General features: G+C 70.6%; 11 protein-coding genes. 5 read left to right on the top strand and 6 right to left on the bottom strand.

Going from position 1 to position 18,220, the window contains the following annotated elements:
* Positions 1-33: 33 nt before the first annotated feature.
* Positions 34-1,662, top strand: a complete 1,629-nt coding sequence (gene pruA / locus ASG74_RS02105) for an L-glutamate gamma-semialdehyde dehydrogenase (RefSeq protein WP_056138475.1) — start codon at positions 34-36, stop codon at positions 1,660-1,662.
* Positions 1,663-1,678: 16 nt separating this feature from the next.
* Here the strand turns inward: pruA and ASG74_RS02100 are convergent, their stop codons facing one another.
* Genes ASG74_RS02100 through ASG74_RS02090 form a run of 3 tightly spaced genes read right to left on the bottom strand, consistent with a single transcriptional unit; the run spans position 1,679 to position 3,036 of the window.
* A complete protein-coding gene (locus tag ASG74_RS02100; protein ID WP_056138473.1) occupies positions 1,679-2,164 on the bottom strand; it encodes a DUF2505 domain-containing protein in 486 nt (161 codons plus the stop codon).
* A 33-nt stretch (positions 2,165-2,197) separates the two neighbouring features.
* Positions 2,198-2,722 (bottom strand): hypothetical protein, encoded by a 525-nt coding sequence (locus ASG74_RS17075; RefSeq protein WP_056138471.1) that lies wholly within the window; start codon positions 2,720-2,722, stop codon positions 2,198-2,200.
* Entirely contained in the window at positions 2,719-3,036 is a 318-nt protein-coding gene (locus ASG74_RS02090; RefSeq protein WP_156465245.1) for a hypothetical protein, read from the bottom strand. The genes ASG74_RS17075 and ASG74_RS02090 overlap by 4 nt, the downstream gene beginning before the upstream one ends.
* A 142-nt stretch (positions 3,037-3,178) precedes the next feature.
* On the opposite strand from ASG74_RS02090, the gene ASG74_RS02085 reads away from it, so the two are divergent.
* Together ASG74_RS02085 and ASG74_RS02080 are read left to right on the top strand one after the other, a co-directional pair.
* A complete protein-coding gene (locus ASG74_RS02085) occupies positions 3,179-8,077 on the top strand; it encodes an NAD-glutamate dehydrogenase (protein WP_056138466.1) in 4,899 nt (1,632 codons plus the stop codon).
* A 25-nt stretch (positions 8,078-8,102) separates the two neighbouring features.
* The gene (locus ASG74_RS02080; protein ID WP_056138465.1) at positions 8,103-9,587 is read left to right on the top strand and encodes a sensor histidine kinase; all 1,485 of its coding nucleotides are present in this window, start codon (positions 8,103-8,105) and stop codon (positions 9,585-9,587) included.
* Between the two features lie 157 nt (positions 9,588-9,744).
* Here ASG74_RS02080 and ASG74_RS02075 read toward each other — a convergent pair whose 3' ends face one another.
* The 3 genes from ASG74_RS02075 to glgX form a co-directional block, all read right to left on the bottom strand.
* Positions 9,745-9,993 (bottom strand): WhiB family transcriptional regulator, encoded by a 249-nt coding sequence (locus tag ASG74_RS02075; RefSeq protein WP_035905910.1) that lies wholly within the window; start codon positions 9,991-9,993, stop codon positions 9,745-9,747.
* 263 nt (positions 9,994-10,256) lie between these two features.
* Entirely contained in the window at positions 10,257-14,570 is a 4,314-nt protein-coding gene (locus tag ASG74_RS02070) for an FtsK/SpoIIIE domain-containing protein (protein WP_056138464.1), read from the bottom strand.
* 73 nt (positions 14,571-14,643) lie between these two features.
* Positions 14,644-16,809, bottom strand: a complete 2,166-nt coding sequence (gene glgX / locus ASG74_RS02065; protein WP_056138462.1) for a glycogen debranching protein GlgX — start codon at positions 16,807-16,809, stop codon at positions 14,644-14,646.
* An 86-nt stretch (positions 16,810-16,895) separates the two neighbouring features.
* On the opposite strand from glgX, the gene ASG74_RS02060 reads away from it, so the two are divergent.
* Both ASG74_RS02060 and ASG74_RS02055 read left to right on the top strand, forming a co-directional pair.
* The gene (locus tag ASG74_RS02060; RefSeq protein ID WP_056138459.1) at positions 16,896-17,417 is read left to right on the top strand and encodes a T3SS (YopN, CesT) and YbjN peptide-binding chaperone 1; all 522 of its coding nucleotides are present in this window, start codon (positions 16,896-16,898) and stop codon (positions 17,415-17,417) included.
* The gene (locus ASG74_RS02055; protein WP_056138457.1) at positions 17,417-18,220 is read left to right on the top strand and encodes an enoyl-CoA hydratase/isomerase family protein; all 804 of its coding nucleotides are present in this window, start codon (positions 17,417-17,419) and stop codon (positions 18,218-18,220) included. Before ASG74_RS02060 ends, ASG74_RS02055 begins: the two co-directional genes overlap by 1 nt.

Raw genomic sequence — 18,220 nt, 5'->3', positions numbered from 1 at the left:
CCCCCGCACCCCATGGAATCGAGGAAGCCACCGATGGATGCTGTGACCCAGGTCCCCGCCCCGATCAACGAACCGGTTCGCGACTACGCGCCCGGCAGCCCGGAGCGCGCCGCGCTCGAGGTGGCGCTCGCCGAGGTCGGTAGCCAGAAGTGGGACCTTCCGCACACCATCGGCGGCCGGCGCGTCGAGGGGCGCGGCACCAAGATCGACGTGCGCCAGCCCCACGCCCACGCCAAGGTCCTCGGCACCATCCGTGACGCAACCAAGGCCGACGCCACCGCTGCTGTCGACGCCGCCCAGGCCGCGGCACCGGAGTGGCGCGACATGGCCTTCGACGACCGGGCCGCGATCCTGCTCAAGGCCGCCGACCTGCTCGCCGGTCCCCACCGCGCCAAGGTCAACGCCGCGACGATGCTGGGACAGAGCAAGACGGCATACCAGGCCGAGATCGATGCCGCGTGCGAGCTCATCGACTTCTGGCGCTTCAACGTGCACTTCGCCCGCCAGATCCTCGAGGAGCAGCCGCCGGCCAACGCTCGCGGCATCTGGAACCGCACGGACTACCGCTCCCTCGAGGGCTTCGTCTATGCGATCACGCCGTTCAACTTCACCGCCATCGCCGGCAACCTGCCGACCGCGCCCGCCCTCATGGGCAACACCGTCGTGTGGAAGCCGTCGCACACCCAGCAGCTCGCTGCCCAGTTCGTCCTGGAGATCCTCGAGGAAGCCGGCATGCCGCCGGGCGTCATCAACCTCGTGAGCGGACACGGTGCCGAGGTGTCGGACGTCGTCCTCACGCACCCCGAGTTCGCGGGCCTGCACTTCACCGGGTCCACGCGGGTCTTCCAGAAGCTGTGGCAGGAGATCGGCTCCAACCTCACGACCTACCGCCACTACCCCCGCATCGTCGGTGAGACCGGTGGCAAGGACTTCATCCTCGCCCACCCCAGCGCCGACCCCGACGTCGTGCGCACGGCGATGATCCGCGGCGCCTTCGAGTACCAGGGCCAGAAGTGCTCGGCCGCCTCGCGCGCCTTCATCCCGCGCAGCGTCTGGAAGGTCATCAAGAAGGACCTCGTCGAGCTCACCGAGAGCCTCACCATGGGCGACGTCACCGACCTGTCCAACTTCATGGGCGCCGTGATCGACGACCGGGCGTTCGCGAAGCACAAGAACGCCATCGACCGGGCACAGGCGGCGGGCAACATCGACATCATCGCCGGTGGCACCTATGACGACTCCGAGGGCTGGTTCGTGCGCCCGACGATCATGGTGGGCGAGGACCCGCACGACGAGATCTTCACGACCGAGTACTTCGGGCCGCTGCTCTCCGTCCACGTCTACCCGGACCGCCAGTTCGACAAGGTCATGGACATCATCGACTCGGCCAGCGCCTACGCGCTCACCGGCTCGATCCTCGCCCAGGACCGCGCTGCCGTCGCCAGGGCCGCGCACCGGCTGCGCTTCGCCGCGGGCAACTTCTATGTCAACGACAAGCCCACGGGCGCGGTCGTCGGGCAGCAGCCGTTCGGTGGTGGCCGCATGTCGGGCACCAACGACAAGGCCGGCTCGGCGCAGAACCTGCTGCGCTGGACGAGCCCCCGCTCGATCAAGGAGACCTTCGTCCCGCCGACGAACCACACCTATCCCCACATGGGCTGAGGCGCGGGGAGGGCTGTCAGAGGCGGTCGCGAAGCAGCCTGGTCTCGATCCGGGCGGCCGTGAGCAACGGCTCCGCGGCCGCCTTCTCGAGCTTGCCACCGATGAGTGGGACGCCCGCCCTCAGGTCGGCCACGACCTCCTGCACGCTCCCGGACGCGGTGGGCGACAGGCGGATTGAGCCCTTGAGGGTCATCGGCGCGCCCTTGACGTGGAGGTTGAGGTCGGCGCTGCGGCTGCCGTCGGGGGCCGCGGCGCCCCACGTCTGGACCTCGACGATCGTCAGCGTGTCGCCGACGAACGAGCGGGCGATGTCCGGCAGGCCATCGGTGGGCAGGAGCCGCTCGGTCGAGATCACCGTGCGGTCACCCGCGTCCTTGATGTCCGCCGTCCAGCGGCCGGTTGTTGTCGCGTCGCACTTCGCGTCCTGGAAGGACTGCTCGCTCATCACCGCGAACACGGCCTCGGGCGCAGCCGGGTACTCGGCTCGATGCGTGAACTTCACCTGGGTCTCCTCACGTGACGGGCCCCGATCCTCTCACCGAAGGCGCAGGTCGTTCGCGATCTCGTCCAGGGTTCGCGTCGACTCGGCCAGCGCGGCCAGGAGCCGGTCGCGCCGGCGGCGGTGCTGGGCGCCCAGCCCGTCGAGCTCGTCCTGCAGGGTGCGCATCAGCTCCTCCGCATCCCGGGCCGCACGGGGGTCGGCCTCGCCGCTGACGCCCCACGCGGGCCGCACCCGCCCGTCCACGACGGCGAGCCCCGCAGGCCCGGCGGCATCGAGCACCCGCCTTGCGCGCGCCTGGAGCTCACTGAGCTCCGCGGCATACGTCTGCAGTGCAGCGCCGACCACGTCGGCCTGCTGCCCACCCCGCGCGAGCGCCGCCATCGAACGCCGGCCCTCCTTGCGAAGGCGCACGGACGTCGAGGTGCCCCACACGTTCTTGAGCGAAAGGTATGCCGTCGTGCCGCGTTCGCTGGCACCTGCCAGGTCGCGAGCCGCCCGGCGAGCGGCCGTGCCGGCGGCCGAGAGGGAGCCGGGGTCACCGGGTACGGGGCCCCTCACCGGCGCTCGCCCTGGGTCGGGGTGGCTTCGAACGAACCCTGCTGGGTGCGCTGCTCGCCGCTCGGGGAGCTGCTGTCCAGCCGGGACGCCACCCGCGCCAGGGTCGTGAGGTGCTGGCCGGTGACCTCGTCCACGGCCCGCACGAGGTCGACGACCTGGTCGACCCACGCGTCGACGCTGTGCTGGGCGCGCGGCTCGCCCATGACGACGAGGCAGGACAGGAGGTCGTCCTCGACGGCGGTCACAGTCTGCGACAGCCCCTCGAGAACCCCGCTCACCTCGGCGAGTGCTGAGCTGTCGACGGGCTGGCGCACCACGTCACTCTAGTGCTCACGCGTCACTCCCACGGGCCCCCATCCACAGCCCCGAGGGGGTGAGTAGTCTCGGTGCAGGACACAGCGACGTGTCCCGCCGAGGACCTCGGCGACGGCGCAACCAAAGGATCTGCAGCGCACCATGGCGGAGTCATCGGTCCAGTCACGCTCGACCACGCTCGACACCATCATCACGGCGTTCGCCGACCTCGACGACCGCCCGGACGGGGCCGTCGTCGTCAGTCGCTACTTCCGCCACGTGCCCCTCGAGGAGCTCAGCTCCCGCCCGGCGCAGGCGCTCGCCGGGACGGTGAAGAGCCACCTCGAGATCGCCCAGCAGCGCACCCCGGGCACGGCGGTGATCCGCGTCTTCAACCCCACGACCGAGACGGACGGGTGGTCCAGCGCCCGCACCGTCATCCAGGTCGTCACCGACGACATGCCCTTCCTCGTGGACTCCGTCACCTCGGCGCTCGTCCAGCGCGACATCGACATCCACCTCGTGGTCCACCCGCAGGTGAGGGTGCGTCGCGACGAGTCGGGCCGCCTGCTGGAGACGTGCGACGAGGACTGCGTGAGCGCTCCCGAGGACGGATCGGACGTCCTCGACGAGTCCTGGATGCTGCTCACCATCGACCGCGAGAGTGACGAGGAGCGGCGTGGACAGCTCCAGGGCGTCCTCGAGGAGGTCCTCAAGGACGTGCGCGAGGCGGTCGAGGACTGGCCGACGATGCGCACCAAGTGCCTCGTCATCGCCGCCGAGCTCGAGGAGACCCCGCCCACGGGCGTCGACCCCGCCGAGGTCTCCCAAGCGGTGGCCTTCCTGCGCTGGATGGCCAACAACCACTTCACCTTCCTCGGCTACCGCGAGTACTCCCTGGAGGACACCCCGCAGGGCGACGTCATCCGTCCGTTGAGTGGCAGCGGGCTGGGCATGCTGCGCGAGGACCCGCCGGCCGACAAGCCGACCAGGCCGTTGTCCGAGCAGTCGAGCCGCAAGGCCCGGGAGCGGGGCGTCCTCGTCCTCACCAAGGCGAACTCAAGGTCGACAGTCCACCGTCCGGCATACCTCGACTATGTCGGCGTGCGGACCTACTCACCGGACGGGCAGACGCTGGGGGAGCGGCGCTTCCTCGGTCTCTACGCGTCGACCGCCTACACCGAGTCGGTGCTGCGCCTGCCCGTCGTCGCCGAGAAGGTCGCCCGCGTGATCGAGCGCTCCGGGCTCGCGCCCGACTCGCACACGGGCAAGGACCTCGTGGAGGTCCTGGAGACCTACCCGCGAGACGAGCTCATCCAGTCCAGCCCCGACCAGCTGTTCGAGACGGCCATGGCCGTCACCCAGCTCCAGGAGCGCCGCCGCACCAAGCTCTTCCTGCGCGAGGACGACTTCGGTCGCTTCGTGTCGTGCCAGGTCTACATCCCACGTGACCGCTACAACACGGGCGTGCGCACCCGCATGGCGGCGATCCTCAAGGACACCTTCGGTGGTGAGAGCGTCGAGTTCACCGCCAGCGTGAGCGAGCGTGCCCTCAGCCGGCTGCAGTTCGTCGTGCGCGTCCCCAACGGGGAGCACATCCGCACCCTCGACGAGGAGCAGCGCGCGGAGCTGGAGCACCAGCTCGTCGAGGTGAGCCGCAACTGGTCGGACCGCCTCGGTGACGGCCTGCGCGACCGCCTCGGCGAGGTCGAGGGAGACCGCCTGCTCGACAAGTTCGGTCGCGGCTTCCCGACCGGCTACGAGGAGACCTTCGCCGTCGTCCAGGGGGTGGCCGACCTGCACCACCTCGACCGCCTCGGCGACGAGCGCCGCACGAGCGTCGCGCTCTACCGGCCCGCCGACTCGCCGGACAACATCCGCCGCTTCAAGCTCTTCCGAATCGACCCGCTGTCGCTCACCGACATCCTGCCGATCTTCACCGACATGGGCGTCGAGGTCGTCGACGAGCAGCCCTACGAGGTCACGCGCTCCGACGGGGAGCCCTTGCACGTCTACGACTTCGGCCTCCGGGTCCACAACCCCGACATCTGGTCGGGGGTCTCCCACGAGGAGCTGCGTGATCTCTTCGAGAGCGCCGTCCTCGCCGTGTGGGACCGCCGGGCCGAGTCGGACGGCTTCAACCAGCTCGTCCTCGCCGCCCGGCTCAGCTGGCGCGAGGTCGTCATCCTGCGCACCGTGGCCAAGTACCTCCGCCAGACGCAGGCGACATTCAGCCAGTCCTACTTCGAGGACGCGCTGGTCTCCAACCCGGCGATCGCCACCGACCTGGTCGCGTTCTTCCGGGCCCGCTTCGACCCCGACCGGTTCGACGGCGACGCCACCGAGGACCGTGAGGCGCAGGAGAGCGAGATCGCCGAGCGGATCATCAGCGCCCTCGACGACGTCAGCTCGCTCGACGAGGACCGGATCATCCGTTCCTTCCTCGCGGTGATGAAGGCGACCCTGCGTACGAACTTCTTCCAGACGACGCAGGGCGGCGACCCCAAGCCCTACGTCTCGCTCAAGCTCAACCCCCAGGCGATACCCGACCTGCCGGCTCCGCGACCGGCATACGAGATCTGGGTCTACAGCCCACAGGTCGAGGGCGTGCACCTGAGGTTCGGCAAGGTCGCTCGCGGTGGGCTGCGCTGGAGTGACCGGCGCGAGGACTTCCGCACCGAGGTCCTCGGCCTCGTCAAGGCGCAGATGGTCAAGAACGCCGTCATCGTCCCGACCGGCTCCAAGGGCGGCTTCTATGCCAAACAGCTGCCCGACCCGGGGGTGGACCGCGAGAAGTGGCTCGAGGAGGGGCAGTCGGCCTACCGCACCTTCATCTCGGCCCTGCTCGACGTCACCGACAACCGTGTCGGCACCGAGATCGTGGCACCCGACCGGGTCGTGCGCCACGACGAGGACGACCCCTATCTCGTCGTCGCCGCAGACAAGGGCACGGCGAAGTTCTCCGACCTCGCCAACGGTGTGGCGCAGTCCTACGGCTTCTGGCTCGACGACGCCTTCGCGTCCGGCGGCTCTGCCGGCTACGACCACAAGGGCATGGGCATCACGGCCCGCGGCGCTTGGGAGTCGGTCAAGCGCCACTTCCGCGAGATGGGCGTCGACAGCCAGTCCGAGGACTTCACGGTCGTGGGTGTCGGCGACATGAGTGGTGACGTCTTCGGCAACGGCATGCTCCTGTCGGAGCACATCCGCCTCATCGCTGCCTTCGACCACCGGCACGTCTTCGTCGACCCCGATCCGGTTGCGGCGCAGTCCTTCCAGGAGCGCAAGCGCCTGTTCGACCTGCCCCGTTCCTCGTGGGACGACTACGACCGCTCGCTCATCTCCGAGGGCGGTGGCGTCTTCTCACGCTCGCTCAAGTCGATCGAGGTCACCCCCGAGATGCGCGAGGCGCTGGGCCTGCCCGACGACACCACGTCGATGACTCCGACGGAGCTCATCCACGCGATTCTGCTCGCGCCCGTCGACCTGTTGTGGAACGGCGGGATCGGCACCTACGTCAAGGCCTCGAGCGAGGACCACCTGTCCATCGGGGACCGGGCCAACGACGCGATCCGGGTCGACGGCAACCAGCTGCGCGTCAAGGTCGTCGGCGAGGGCGGCAACCTCGGGCTGTCGCAGCTGGGTCGGGTCGAGGCAGCCCTGTCCGGGGTGCGGGTCAACACCGACGCCATCGACAACAGCGCTGGCGTCGATACCTCCGACCACGAGGTCAACATCAAGATCCTGCTCGGTGACGTCGTGCGTCGCGGCGACCTCACGACGGAGCAGCGCAACACCCTGCTCGCGTCGATGACCGACGACGTGGCCGAGCACGTCCTGCGCGACAACTACGAGCAGAACGTCCTGCTCGGCAACGCCCGGGCGCAGGAGCTGTCGATGGTCCCCGTGCACCAGCGCCTCATGGCCTGGCTCGAGGGTCGCGGTGAGCTCGACCGTGGGCTGGAGTTCCTCCCGACCGACGCCGAGATCGCCAAGCGCGCCTCGGACGGCGTCGGCCTGAAGTCGCCGGAGTTCTCGGTGCTCGTCGCCTACGCCAAGCTGGCGCTCAAGAAGGACATCATCGCGAGCGACCTGCCGGACGACCCCTACTTCGAGGCCACCCTCGCCGACTACTTCCCGCCGCCGCTGCGCGAGGCCTACGCGGACGAGCTGGGCAAGCACCCACTGCGCCGCGAGATCGTCACCAACTCCGTGGTGAACTCGATGGTCAACCGTGGTGGCATCACCTTCGCGTTCCGTGCGCAGGAGGAGGTGTCGGTGAGCCCCGAACAGGTGGCCCGGGCGTTCATCGTCTGCCGCGAGGTCTTCGACCTGCGGGGTCACGTCGAGGCCATCGAGGCACTCGACAACGTGCTGCCGACCTCCGTCCAGACCGAGCTCTACCTCGAGTTCCGCCGCCTGCTCGACCGTGCGGTGCGCTGGCTGCTCGAGGCCCGGCCCACCCGCCTGGACATCACCACCGAGATCGAGCGCTTCGCACCCGTGGTCGCCGAGCTCTCGCCGAGCATTCCTGAGCTCCTCCAGGGGACCGAGCGCGAGCGGGTCCTCGACCAGACGGCGCGGTGGGAGGCCGCGGGCGTGCCCGCCGAGCTCGCGGCCAGTGCAGCCGTGCTCCTCGACTCGTTCTCTCTGCTCGACGTCGTCGACATCGCCACCGACCTCGGTCACACGGCGGCAGAGGTGGCGGAGGTCTACTTCAGGATGTCAGAGCGGTTCGGCATCGACGCCATGCTCACCCGCGTCGCCCGGCTCCCTCGCGACGACCGCTGGGACGCGCTGGCCCGCGGAGCCCTGCGCGACGACCTCTACGGCGTCCTCGAGGCCTTCACCCGCAACGTCTTCGAGTTCGAGGAGGACCTCGACGGCGACGGGAAGGTCACGCCCGAGGAGCGCATCGAGTCGTGGAGCCAAGCCAACGCCGATGGGGTCGCGCGCAGCGCGAGCCAGCTCACCGGCATACGCTCGCTGGAGAAGCCCAACATCGCGGCACTGTCGGTGGCACTGCGCTCGCTTCGGTCCATGGTCCGCTCGGGGAAGTGAGCGCAGCACGATCTAGGCTCGCCCCGTGAGCACCCTCGCCGAGTCCCTGCGCGCCTCCACGACGTTGGAGGACCACGAGATCGAGTGGGTCCACCTCGTCGTCGGCGACTGGCAGCTGATCGCCGACCTGTCGTTCGCCGACCTCGTCCTGTGGGTACCGTCGGGGATCGACGGGTGGCGTGCCGTCGCGCACGTACGGCCCAACACCGGTCCGATGGTCTTCTACGAGGACGTCGTCGGCCGGACTTCTGGCCGCTGGCGCGACCCGATCCTCGACGAGGCCTACCGCCAGCGGAGGATCGTGTCAGGCCGCGCGAACACCGGCGAGGGGGAGCAGGCCGTGCGCGAGCAGGCGATCCCGGTGGTCAGGGAGGGCCGGTCGCTGGCCGTCATCACCCGGCACGCCAACGTCGTCACCGGACGGACGCCGAGCCGCCTCGAGCTGACCTACCGCCACCTGGCGGACGCACTCATCCGGATGATCGCGGCGGGGGAGTTCCCCAGCACCGCCGCACCCACGGGCGCGCGGCGCGGTGCTCCGCGGGTGGGTGACGGCGTCGTGCACCTCGACCTCGACGGGGCCGTGGTCTATGCCAGTCCCAACGCCATCAGCGCGATCCACCGGCTGGGTCACCGAGGCGACGTGATCGGTGAGGTGCTGGCCGCCATCGTCACCGAGCTCCTGCAGTCCTCCGGCACGGCGGTCGACGAGTCACTCGCGGTGGTCATCACGGGCCGCGCCCCCTGGTGGACCGAGGTGTCGACCGCCTCCGCCAGCGTCACCATGCGGGCGATCCCGCTCACCAACGGTGGGACCCGCGAGGGGGCGATGCTGCTGCTGCGCGACGTGTCCGAGCTCCGTCGCCGTGAGCAGGAGCTCATCACCAAGGACGCGACGATCCGCGAGATCCACCACCGCGTCAAGAACAACCTGCAGACCGTCGCGGCGTTGCTGCGCCTGCAGTCACGTCGCGTCCCCGACCAAGGTGCCCGCAACGCGCTCGACGAGGCGGTGCGGCGGGTCGGGACGATCGCGCTCGTCCACGAGACGCTCAGCCAGGGCATCGACGAGACGGTCGACTTCGACGAGATCGCGGTGCGGGGGCTGCGCGCGGTGGTCGACGTCGCGGTCACCGAGCATCGGGTCGACTCGACCGTGACGGGCTCGTTCGGACGGATGCGTGCCGAGGACGCCACGTCGCTCGCGATGATCGTCTCCGAGCTGGTGCAGAACGCTGTCGAGCACGGGCTGGCCTCGCGAGGGGGGTCCATCGCCGTGGATGTCGTGCGCGCCGAGGTCGAGCCGGGGCTCGACGGGCTCACGGTGACGATCACCGACGACGGCACTGGACTTCCGGCGGGCTTCCGACCGGTGCTGGCCGGGCTCGGCACCCGTATCGTCACCTCGCTCGTGCAGGACCTCCAGGGCAGGATCCGCTGGGAGCCGGCCTCGCCGCAGGGAACCCGCGTGGAGTTCACCGCCCGGTTGCGCCCCATGGCGCGCACCTGAGCCTTCACCCCTTCGCCGTATGCCGTCCGCCCGCCTGTGGCGCGGCGCGCGCGTCAGGTGGCCACTTCGGTCCTGGGCTGGCCGGGGAGCGCGCAGTGCAGGGCACACAAGAACGGCCCCGCCGCAATGGCGAGGCCGTCGAGTGTCGTGCTGGAAGTCAGCCTGCGCGGCGGGCGCGGGCGTTGCGTCGCTTGAGTGCGCGACGCTCGTCCTCGGAGAGTCCGCCCCAGACGCCAGCGTCCTGACCGGACTCCAACGCCCACTTGAGGCAGGTGTCAACGACTTCACAGCGGCGGCAGACAGCCTTGGCTTCCTCGATCTGCATGATCGCCGGGCCCGTGTTCCCGATCGGGAAGAACAGCTCGGGATCCTCATCGAGGCAGGCAGCGCGGTCGCGCCAATCCATGGGGGGGTGCTCCTTGTCCGTGGAGTTCAGTGGTGCTGGCCGCTGCGGGGGAGCAAAGACCAACCTTGGGGTTGCGTCCTTGCAATCCGGTCGAACGTAGACACGCAGACGTCCGAACCTTCAGTCTAGACCCAGCGACCCAATTGCGACAGGGTTTCTTGGCGTCAAGATTTTCGAGCGCAGACGCTCGGGGCCGAAAACCCCTTTCTCAGCGCGCAACGAGCCGCGACGGCGATGGGTTCCTGGCGAGCCCAGGGCAGCGTTCAGCCGGGGCCGGCCTCCGAAGGGGGCGACACCCGAGCCACCTGGATCTCGCGGTGCAGCCGTCCGTGAACGAGCAGGCCACGCCCGGGCACACGGAGCAGGCCACGAGGTGCACGGATGGCGAAGGGCTCACCGTCACTGGGTGCGCGTGGACCCAGGAGCACTCCGGACTGCTCACGGGCGACCGTGTGCACGAGCCCTCGGAAGGCCGACACCACCGCCGTGATGCTCGTTGCCGCCACGACCAGCCCCTCGTCACGCTCCACCAGGGCCAGGATCTCCTGCAGGACCGGCTCCACGGGGGTGCCCTCCAGCCGCTCGGCGTCGTCGACCAGCACGACGAGGTCTCGGTGACGGCGCTTCGCGTCGATGAGTCCCTGGGCCTGCCACGGGTCGACGGCGGTCGGGGCGCCGATGCAGCGGCCGAGCTCTCCGCCACGCCCCTCGACGACCGCCACCGGGAGCCCACCCAGCACGGCGGATCGACCGATCGCCGCAAGGGTCATGGACCTGCCCGAGCGAGCGTGACCGGCCACGAGGATCCGTCGCCCGTGTGTGGCCGGGTCGAGGGCGGCGACCACACCGGAGTCGGCGTCCAGCCCCAGCGGGAGCGTGTGGTCCGAAGCGTCAGGCAGGCCGCGGCGCGGTGCCCCGTCGGCGTCCTGCCGGAGCAGCCGCGAGTGCTCGACCACCTCGGGGAGCTCCGGCAGCGCTGCGGGCAGGGCGGCCCCTGGGGGCAGTGGGGCGGCCTCGGCCAGGGGGTCGCGCAGCGCGAACTGCACCTCCAGGCGGTCGCGCAGGCGCAGCGCCCGGCCGGGCGCGTTGCTGGAGGGCAGGTCGCGGCGGGACAGGCCGGCATACGTGGCATCGGCCGGGTCTGCCAGGGGGAGCAGGAAGGTCTCGGAGCACACGGTGCTCAGCCGGCTCGACAGGGCGGACCGGTCACCGGTGACCACGGCGCGCAGGCCGGTGTCGCTCGCACGCAGCAGGTCGAGCAGCTCGTCGCGCAGGCCTCCGACGAGCAGCTCACCATCGGACTCGAGCCGCTCCCAGCCGTCGACGAGCAGCAGCACGGGAGCCGGCGACGAGGTCGCTGACGAGGTGCCGTGCTCGGTCCGCGCGCGCAGGTGCTCCAGCAACCGCACCACCCGGGAGATGTCGTCGGCCCGCACCACGGCACCGACGTGGGGCAGTGCTGCGAGGCCGGCGAGCTCACCGCTGGTGTCGACGACGTAGACGTGGGTGGGCGTCTCAGGCTGCGCCACGTGCGAGGCGAGGATCGTGCGCAACGCGCTCGTGCGCCCGGATCGCGGGCCCCCGACGACGAGCCAGTGGCCGTGGTGACCGTCGTGGGCGAGCTCGTTCTGGCGCTGCTCGGCAGGCAGGTCGAGAAGGCCGACAGTGGACATGCCCAGGACCGGGCGCTCCACGAGCTCGGGCAGCGGCGGCAACCACGGCCGGTGAGGCGCGCGAGCCCCGACCAAGGAGGCGGCCTGCCGAGCGACCGACGCCAACACCGCCAGTCCCTGAGTCGCCGGGTCACCGTCGCCGTCGGCTGGATCGGCCGGCGGACGAGGGCCGCCGCTGCAGGACGACCGCGCCGTGGGGTGGCCCAGCGCATCGAGCACGGTGACCCGTGTCGTGGCCGGGTCGAGGCCGCTGCCGACTCGCGCCGCCTGGAACTCGACGAGCTCGCCGTCCCCACCCCGCGCGAAGCCACGACCGGGCCGGTCGGCCCGGATGTGCGCAGCGTCGGCGGCACCGATGACGTCGGTCGAGTCCGAGGCATCGCGCAGGCGCATGGCGATGCGGAGGTTGACGTTGGCCTGGATGTCGGCGGTGATCGCCCCGGCCGGGCGTTGGGTGGCAAGGACCAGATGGACGCCGAGCGAGCGGCCCACCGCGGCGAGGGAGATCACTCCATCGACGAAGTCGGGGAGCTCATCGGCAAGCAGCCGGAACTCGTCGATGACGATGACGAGGCGCGGCAGCCCGCCCGCACGGCGGCAGTGGTCGTCGTAGTCACGCGAGCCCGAGCCCGCCAGGAGCTTCTCGCGCCGGGTGATCTCGGCACCGAGGCTGGTCAGGGCGCGCCGTGCGAGTCCCTCGTCGAGGTTCGTCACCAGCCCCACGGTGTGGGGAAGCTCCGCGCACTCCCCGAAGGCCGACCCGCCCTTGTAGTCGATGAGCACGAACGTCATGTCCTCGGGAGAGCACTGCAGGGCCAAGGACGTCACGAGGGTCCGCAGCAGCTCGGACTTGCCCGAGCCGGTCGTGCCACCGACGAGGACATGGGGCCCGTCGCCCGCGAGATCCACCGTCCAGTCGGCTCCGGCCACCCGACCCACGTGGGCGAGCGGCCGTGGCGGGGGATGTGGGGGAGGCCCAACCGGGCGCCAGTGTGATGCCAGTGCCCCCGGTGTCAGGGCCGCTCCCTCGTCGAGCCATGGCATGAGCTGGAGCAGGTCGACCGTGTCGGGAAGGCTTTCGGCGTCACCACCGACGTCGACGAGGGCGGCAAGCGCTCGGCCCAGGCGCTCGCCCCACCACCAGCCGACCCGGTCCGGGACGAACGAGGCGACGGGCTCACACCCGTCGACGTCGAGCCGCGCGACTCGATCACCGGCACCCGCACCACCGCTGGACCCCATGCCCACCACGGCATGACACGACGAGGGGAGTGCGCCAGCCGTGCTCGCGCCGACGAGGCACCACACCCCCACACCGCGTCCGCGCCCCACGAGGTCGTCGAGCTCACCGACCCCCAGGTCGTCCTCGTGCTCGGGGAGCACGAGCAGCACCCGTGGCTCGCTGCACCTGTCCCCGCGCTCCTGCTGGGCCTCACGCGCGGTGACGACCTCACGCAGCACCTCCAGGCAGGTGCTCAGCTCCCCGTATGCCGTGGTGTGCGGCAGCCATCGGGCCCACCCGAGCGTGCCCTCACCTTCACCATCGGGGACCCGCACGATGAGGCGGACGTCCCGCGGGGAGTGCAGGGCGACGACCTGCCCGAGCACCTGCCGCATCATCGCCTGGACCTCCGCACGCGGGCCGGCGATGCCGAGCCCGCCCACCTGGTCCAGTGCGACCTCGACCGGGAGGTGCGCCAATGTGGCTGTGCTGGAGGCGTGCCCACCGTCGTGGATCGAGCTGGCCGGCTGGTCCACACCGGCAGCACTGGAGGTCCGCCACGTCGTGCGCGTGACCAGGTCGCCCACACCCAGACGCACTCGCCCCACGTCCGGGGCGCCACGTCGGCGCTCCCACAGACGGGTCCCGGGCCCGGTCGCGATGTCGAGGATGGTGGCCGGGTCAGGGAGGTCCCGCCAGCGCTGCACCCGCTCCAGTGCTCGCAGCGCGTCGAACTCGTCCCGGCGCACGGCCACCTCGACCCGGTGGGCCGCCAGCTCCTTGGCGTACTCGCGCCGACCGCCCCACCGGTCGCCCAGCACATTGCCGATGAGCATGAGGGGTGACAGCAGGGCGAAGGCCAGCATCTGTGGCCCGAAGAACATCGCGAGGAGACCGGCGAACGGCACCGGGAGCGCGGCAGCGAGCCACGGGATGCGCCCCCGTCGCGGTGGGGCGGGCGGAGTGGGAGCCGTCACGGTGACTGCCACGTCGGGCGGTCGGGTGCGTGGTGAGCGGTTGACCGCGATGCGTCCGTCCCCGAGCGGCAGCGTCGACGCCGTCGGCCCGACAGCCCGCTCCAGACGAAGCAGGGACGTGCCGACCGCAATGAGCTCCGACCCCTCGACGTCCACGGTGCCACCCTCGGGCAGAGCCACGGATCCACAGCGCGTGCCGTTGGTGGACGTGAGGTCCGTGATCCGAAAACCCCTCTCCGACAGGCTGATCCGTGCATGTCGCCTGCTCAGACCCTCGTCGCAGAGGCTGAGCCCGAGGCCCGCCGACCGCCCGACCACCACCCCGTCGGACGTCAGCGGGAGACGTCGTCCGGCATCGGGTCCGGCGACGACGACGACGTCCAGGGGTGCCGACGCGGTCGCCACCAGCCGGCTCGGCTCGTCCAGCATCAGGGTCGCACCGTGCACGAGCGGAGGCAGCCCCAGCACCGACTCGACCGGCACGCGCGCTCCCCGGCAGGAGACCTGAGGCAGTGCACCGGTCGCGCCAGCTGACGCCACGAGCTCAGCCAGGAGCGGCAGGACGTCGGCGAGGGTGGCGCCAACCGGTGCGGTGACACGCACGTCGAGGCCGCCTGAGCCACCGGCCGGACCGCTCGTGGCGAGTCCCTGGCTCCGGCTGGGCCAGCGCACGGTGACGTCGAGGACGACGGGGGCGGACGGCATACGTGAACGCTAGGGAAAACGGCCGGAGCGCCCGGCGAGTTGTCCACAGCCTCGCGACGAAGGGGTGGGGCTGTCAGGTGGGGTCGGTCACGGCATACGCCCGCAGGCTCAGTGCCCCGCAGGTGACCTCGGCGCCGGCGCCCACCTGGTGGCCGTCCCCGGGGCGCTCCCACTGGCTGTCCCAGAGGAGCCGGTATCCCGTGAGGCCGGGGGCGGTCGGCAGGGTCACACGCTGCTCCTCGCGCCCACCGTGCAGGACGACCAGGACGGACTCGTGGCCCAGCCAGGCGCCGTTGACGAGCATCTGCAGGGTGCGGTTGTCGGGGCTGGTCCAGTCCTGCATCGGCGAGCCGTCCGCGGCGTACCAGGCGAGGTCGATGGACCCGTCCTCGTGGACCTCGCGGCCCTCGGCCCAGGTGCGCTGACGCAGTGCCGGGTGCTCGCGCCGGATCGCGGCGAGGTGGCGGGTCGTGGCGAGCAGGTCCTCCTGCCACGGCGCGAGGTCCCAGTCGAACCAGGTCGTCGCGTTGTCCTGGTTGTAGGGGTTGTTGTTGCCGTTCTGGGTGCGCCCGAACTCGTCACCTGCGTTGATCATGGGGATGCCGGAGGAGAGGAACAGCGTGCCCAGCAGGTTGCGCATCGACCGGCGACGCTGTGCGAGAACGTGTTCGTCCTCGGTCGGGCCCTCGACCCCGTGGTTCCAGGAGTGGTTGCCGTTGGAGCCGTCGTTGTTGTCCTCGCCGTTGTCCTCGTTGTGCTTCTCGTCGTATGCCGTGAGGTCGGCGAGCGTGAAACCGTCGTGTGCCGCCACGAAGTTCACCGACGCGGTGGGCCCTCGATCGCGGGTACCGAAGAGGTCGCGCGAGCCGGCCAGGCGCGTTGCGAGGTCCTGCACGCCGTGCGGCACCTGCCCCGGGACGGACGGTCGATGGTCGGCCAGCCAGAAGTCGCGCACCGAGTCACGGAAGCGGTCGTTCCACTCCGAGAAGGGAGGCGGGAACTGCCCCGTGCGCCAACCGTGCATGCCCACGTCCCACGGCTCGACGATGAGCTTGGTGCGCGAGAGGACGGGGTCGGCGCGCAGCGCGACGAGGAAGGGGTGGTCGGGGTCGAACTCGTCGTTGCGCCCACGAGCGAGGGCGACGGCGAGGTCGAAGCGGAAGCCGTCGACGTGGCACTCCTCCACCCAGTAGCGCAGGGAGTCCAGGACCAGCCGGCACATGATGGGGTGGCGCAGGTCGAGGGTGTTGCCGGTGCCGGTGACGTCGATGTCGCGACCGCGCTCGTCGAGGCGGTAGTACGCGCGGTTGTCCAGGCCGCGGAAGGACAGGGTCGCGCCGGTGACCTCCTGCTCGGCCGTGTGGTTGTAGACGACGTCCAGCAGGACCTCGAGTCCGGCGGCGTGGAGCAGCTTGACCATGCCCTTGAACTCGTCGAGGGCGCCCTGCGGGTCCTTTGCGGCCGCGTAGGCAGCGTGCGGGGCGAAGAAGCCCAACGTGTTGTAGCCCCAGTGGTTGACCAGGCCCCGGTGGATGAGGGCCGGCTCCGAGGCGAAGGAGTGCACGGGCAGCAGCTCGACGGCGGTGACCCCGAGCCCGGTGAGGTGGGCGATTGTCACGGGGTGGGACATCCCGGCGTAGGTTCCCCGGAGCTCCGGCGGCACGTCGGGAAGCTCCATCGTGAGGTTGCGGACGTGGGCCTCGTAGATGACGGTCTCGCTGCGCGTCACCGCCGGAGGTGCGTCGTCACCCCAGTCGAAGCTGTCGTCGATGACGACCGAGCGCGGCATGTCCGGGGCCGAGTCGATCTCCGAGGGTGCGAAGCCGTCACCCCGCCACGACGTCTCGTCGACGACGTGCCCGTAGACGCTCGGGCCCCAGCGGACCTCGCCCTCGATGGCCCGGGCGTAGGGGTCCATGAGCAGCTGCCTGGGGTTGTGGCGCAGGCCCCGCTCCGGGTCCCACGCACCGTCGACCCGGAAGCCGTAGCGCTGACCGACGCCGACACCCTCGACGAAGCCGAACCACCAGCCGAAGGCGTGCTCGACCAGGGGGATGCGGTGCTCCGTGGTGCCCTCGGAGTCGCCGGCGTCGAAGAGGCAGAGCTCGACCGAGTCGGCATGACCGGCATATACGCTGACCTCGATGCCGCCGTCGACGACGGTGACGCCCGGTGCGGGGGGAAGGTCGCGACGGACGTGCAGGGTGGATGCAGTCCTCGCGGACGTCAGCGGCGTCATTGGGGCAGCCTATTGACGTGGTGTGCCGCCCGGCGCCAGCCATGCCTCTCGCGCGCGTCGCGCGCGGCACGTGACAAGGTGGACTCATGAGTGATCCGACTGCCCTCCCGAACTTCCCGCCTCCCGCGGACGAGCACCCCCTGCGTGGCCGCGTCCTCGACGTGCTCGTCGATGCCGGAGCCCAGCCCAACCTCGACACCGACGGTGACGTGGCCTTCCAGGCCAACGAGCAGACCGTCTTCGTCCGCGTCACCGAGGGCGACCTGCCCGTCATGCGCGTCTTCGGCCAGTGGACCCTGCCGGATGAGGTCGCGAGCGACCCCGAGCGGGTCGCGGCCACGTGCAACGAGGTCAACCTGTCGCTCAACTGCGTCAAGACCGGTGTCGCCAACAACACGCTCGTCGTGACCAGTGAGCACCTCGTCGTCGAGGGCGCCGACGTCGCCACCCTCGTCCAGGTGAGCACCTCGATCATCCTGTCCGGCGTGCAGCTGTGGCACGAGCGGGCGCTGGGCCTCGAGCAGGGCCAGACGCCCGGCGAGGTCCCCGACGACGCGGACGACACCGGCAACCCCGGTGCCAACGGCAGCACCCCGGGCAACAGCTGATGTCCGAGGTCGTGCGGCTCGAGGTCGAGGACGGCATCGGCATCATCCGGCTCGACCGGCCGCCCATGAACGCGCTCAACGACGAGATGCAGCTCGGCATCATCGCTGCCGCCCAGGAGGCGACCGACCGCAAGGACGTCTCCGCGGTCATCGTCTACGGCGGCGAGAAGGTGTTCGCGGCAGGAGTCGACATCAAGCAGATGGCGCAGATGTCCTACACCGACATGGTGGACGCGTCCATGCGGGTGCAGGACTTCACCCGCGCCCTGGCGCGCATCCCCAAGCCGACGGTCGCGGCCGTGACCGGCTACGCGCTCGGTGGCGGGTGCGAGGTGGCGCTCGCGTGCGACTTCCGCATCGCTGCCAGGGGCGCGAAGCTCGGTCAGCCCGAGGTGCTCCTCGGCGTCATCCCCGGGGCAGGGGGCAGCCAGCGACTGCCGCGCCTCATCGGCGTCTCCAAGGCCAAGGACCTCATCTTCACCGGACGCTTCGTCGACGCCGACGAGGCGCTCGAGATCGGGCTGGTCGACGAGGTCGTGGACCGCGACGGTGACAGTGAGCAGGGCACCTGTCCTGTCCTGTCCGCCGCCAAGGCGATGGTGCAGCGCTACGTCGGTGGCCCGGCCTACGCGATCCGTGCGGCCAAGGAGGCCATCGACTCCGGCATGGAGGTCGACCTGCAGTCCGGCCTGGAGATCGAGCGCCAGCAGTTTGCCGCGGTCTTCGCGACCAAGGACCGCACCACCGGCATGGCGTCCTTCCTCGAGAGCGGCCCCGGCAAGGCGACCTTCGAGGGCGCCTGA

Origin of the sequence: Knoellia sp. Soil729 (assembly GCF_001427985.1) — a bacterium.
Taxonomy (GTDB): domain Bacteria; phylum Actinomycetota; class Actinomycetes; order Actinomycetales; family Dermatophilaceae; genus Knoellia.
Note: the sequence above shows the minus strand (reverse complement) of the source record. Positions and strands in the feature narration are given on the sequence as shown.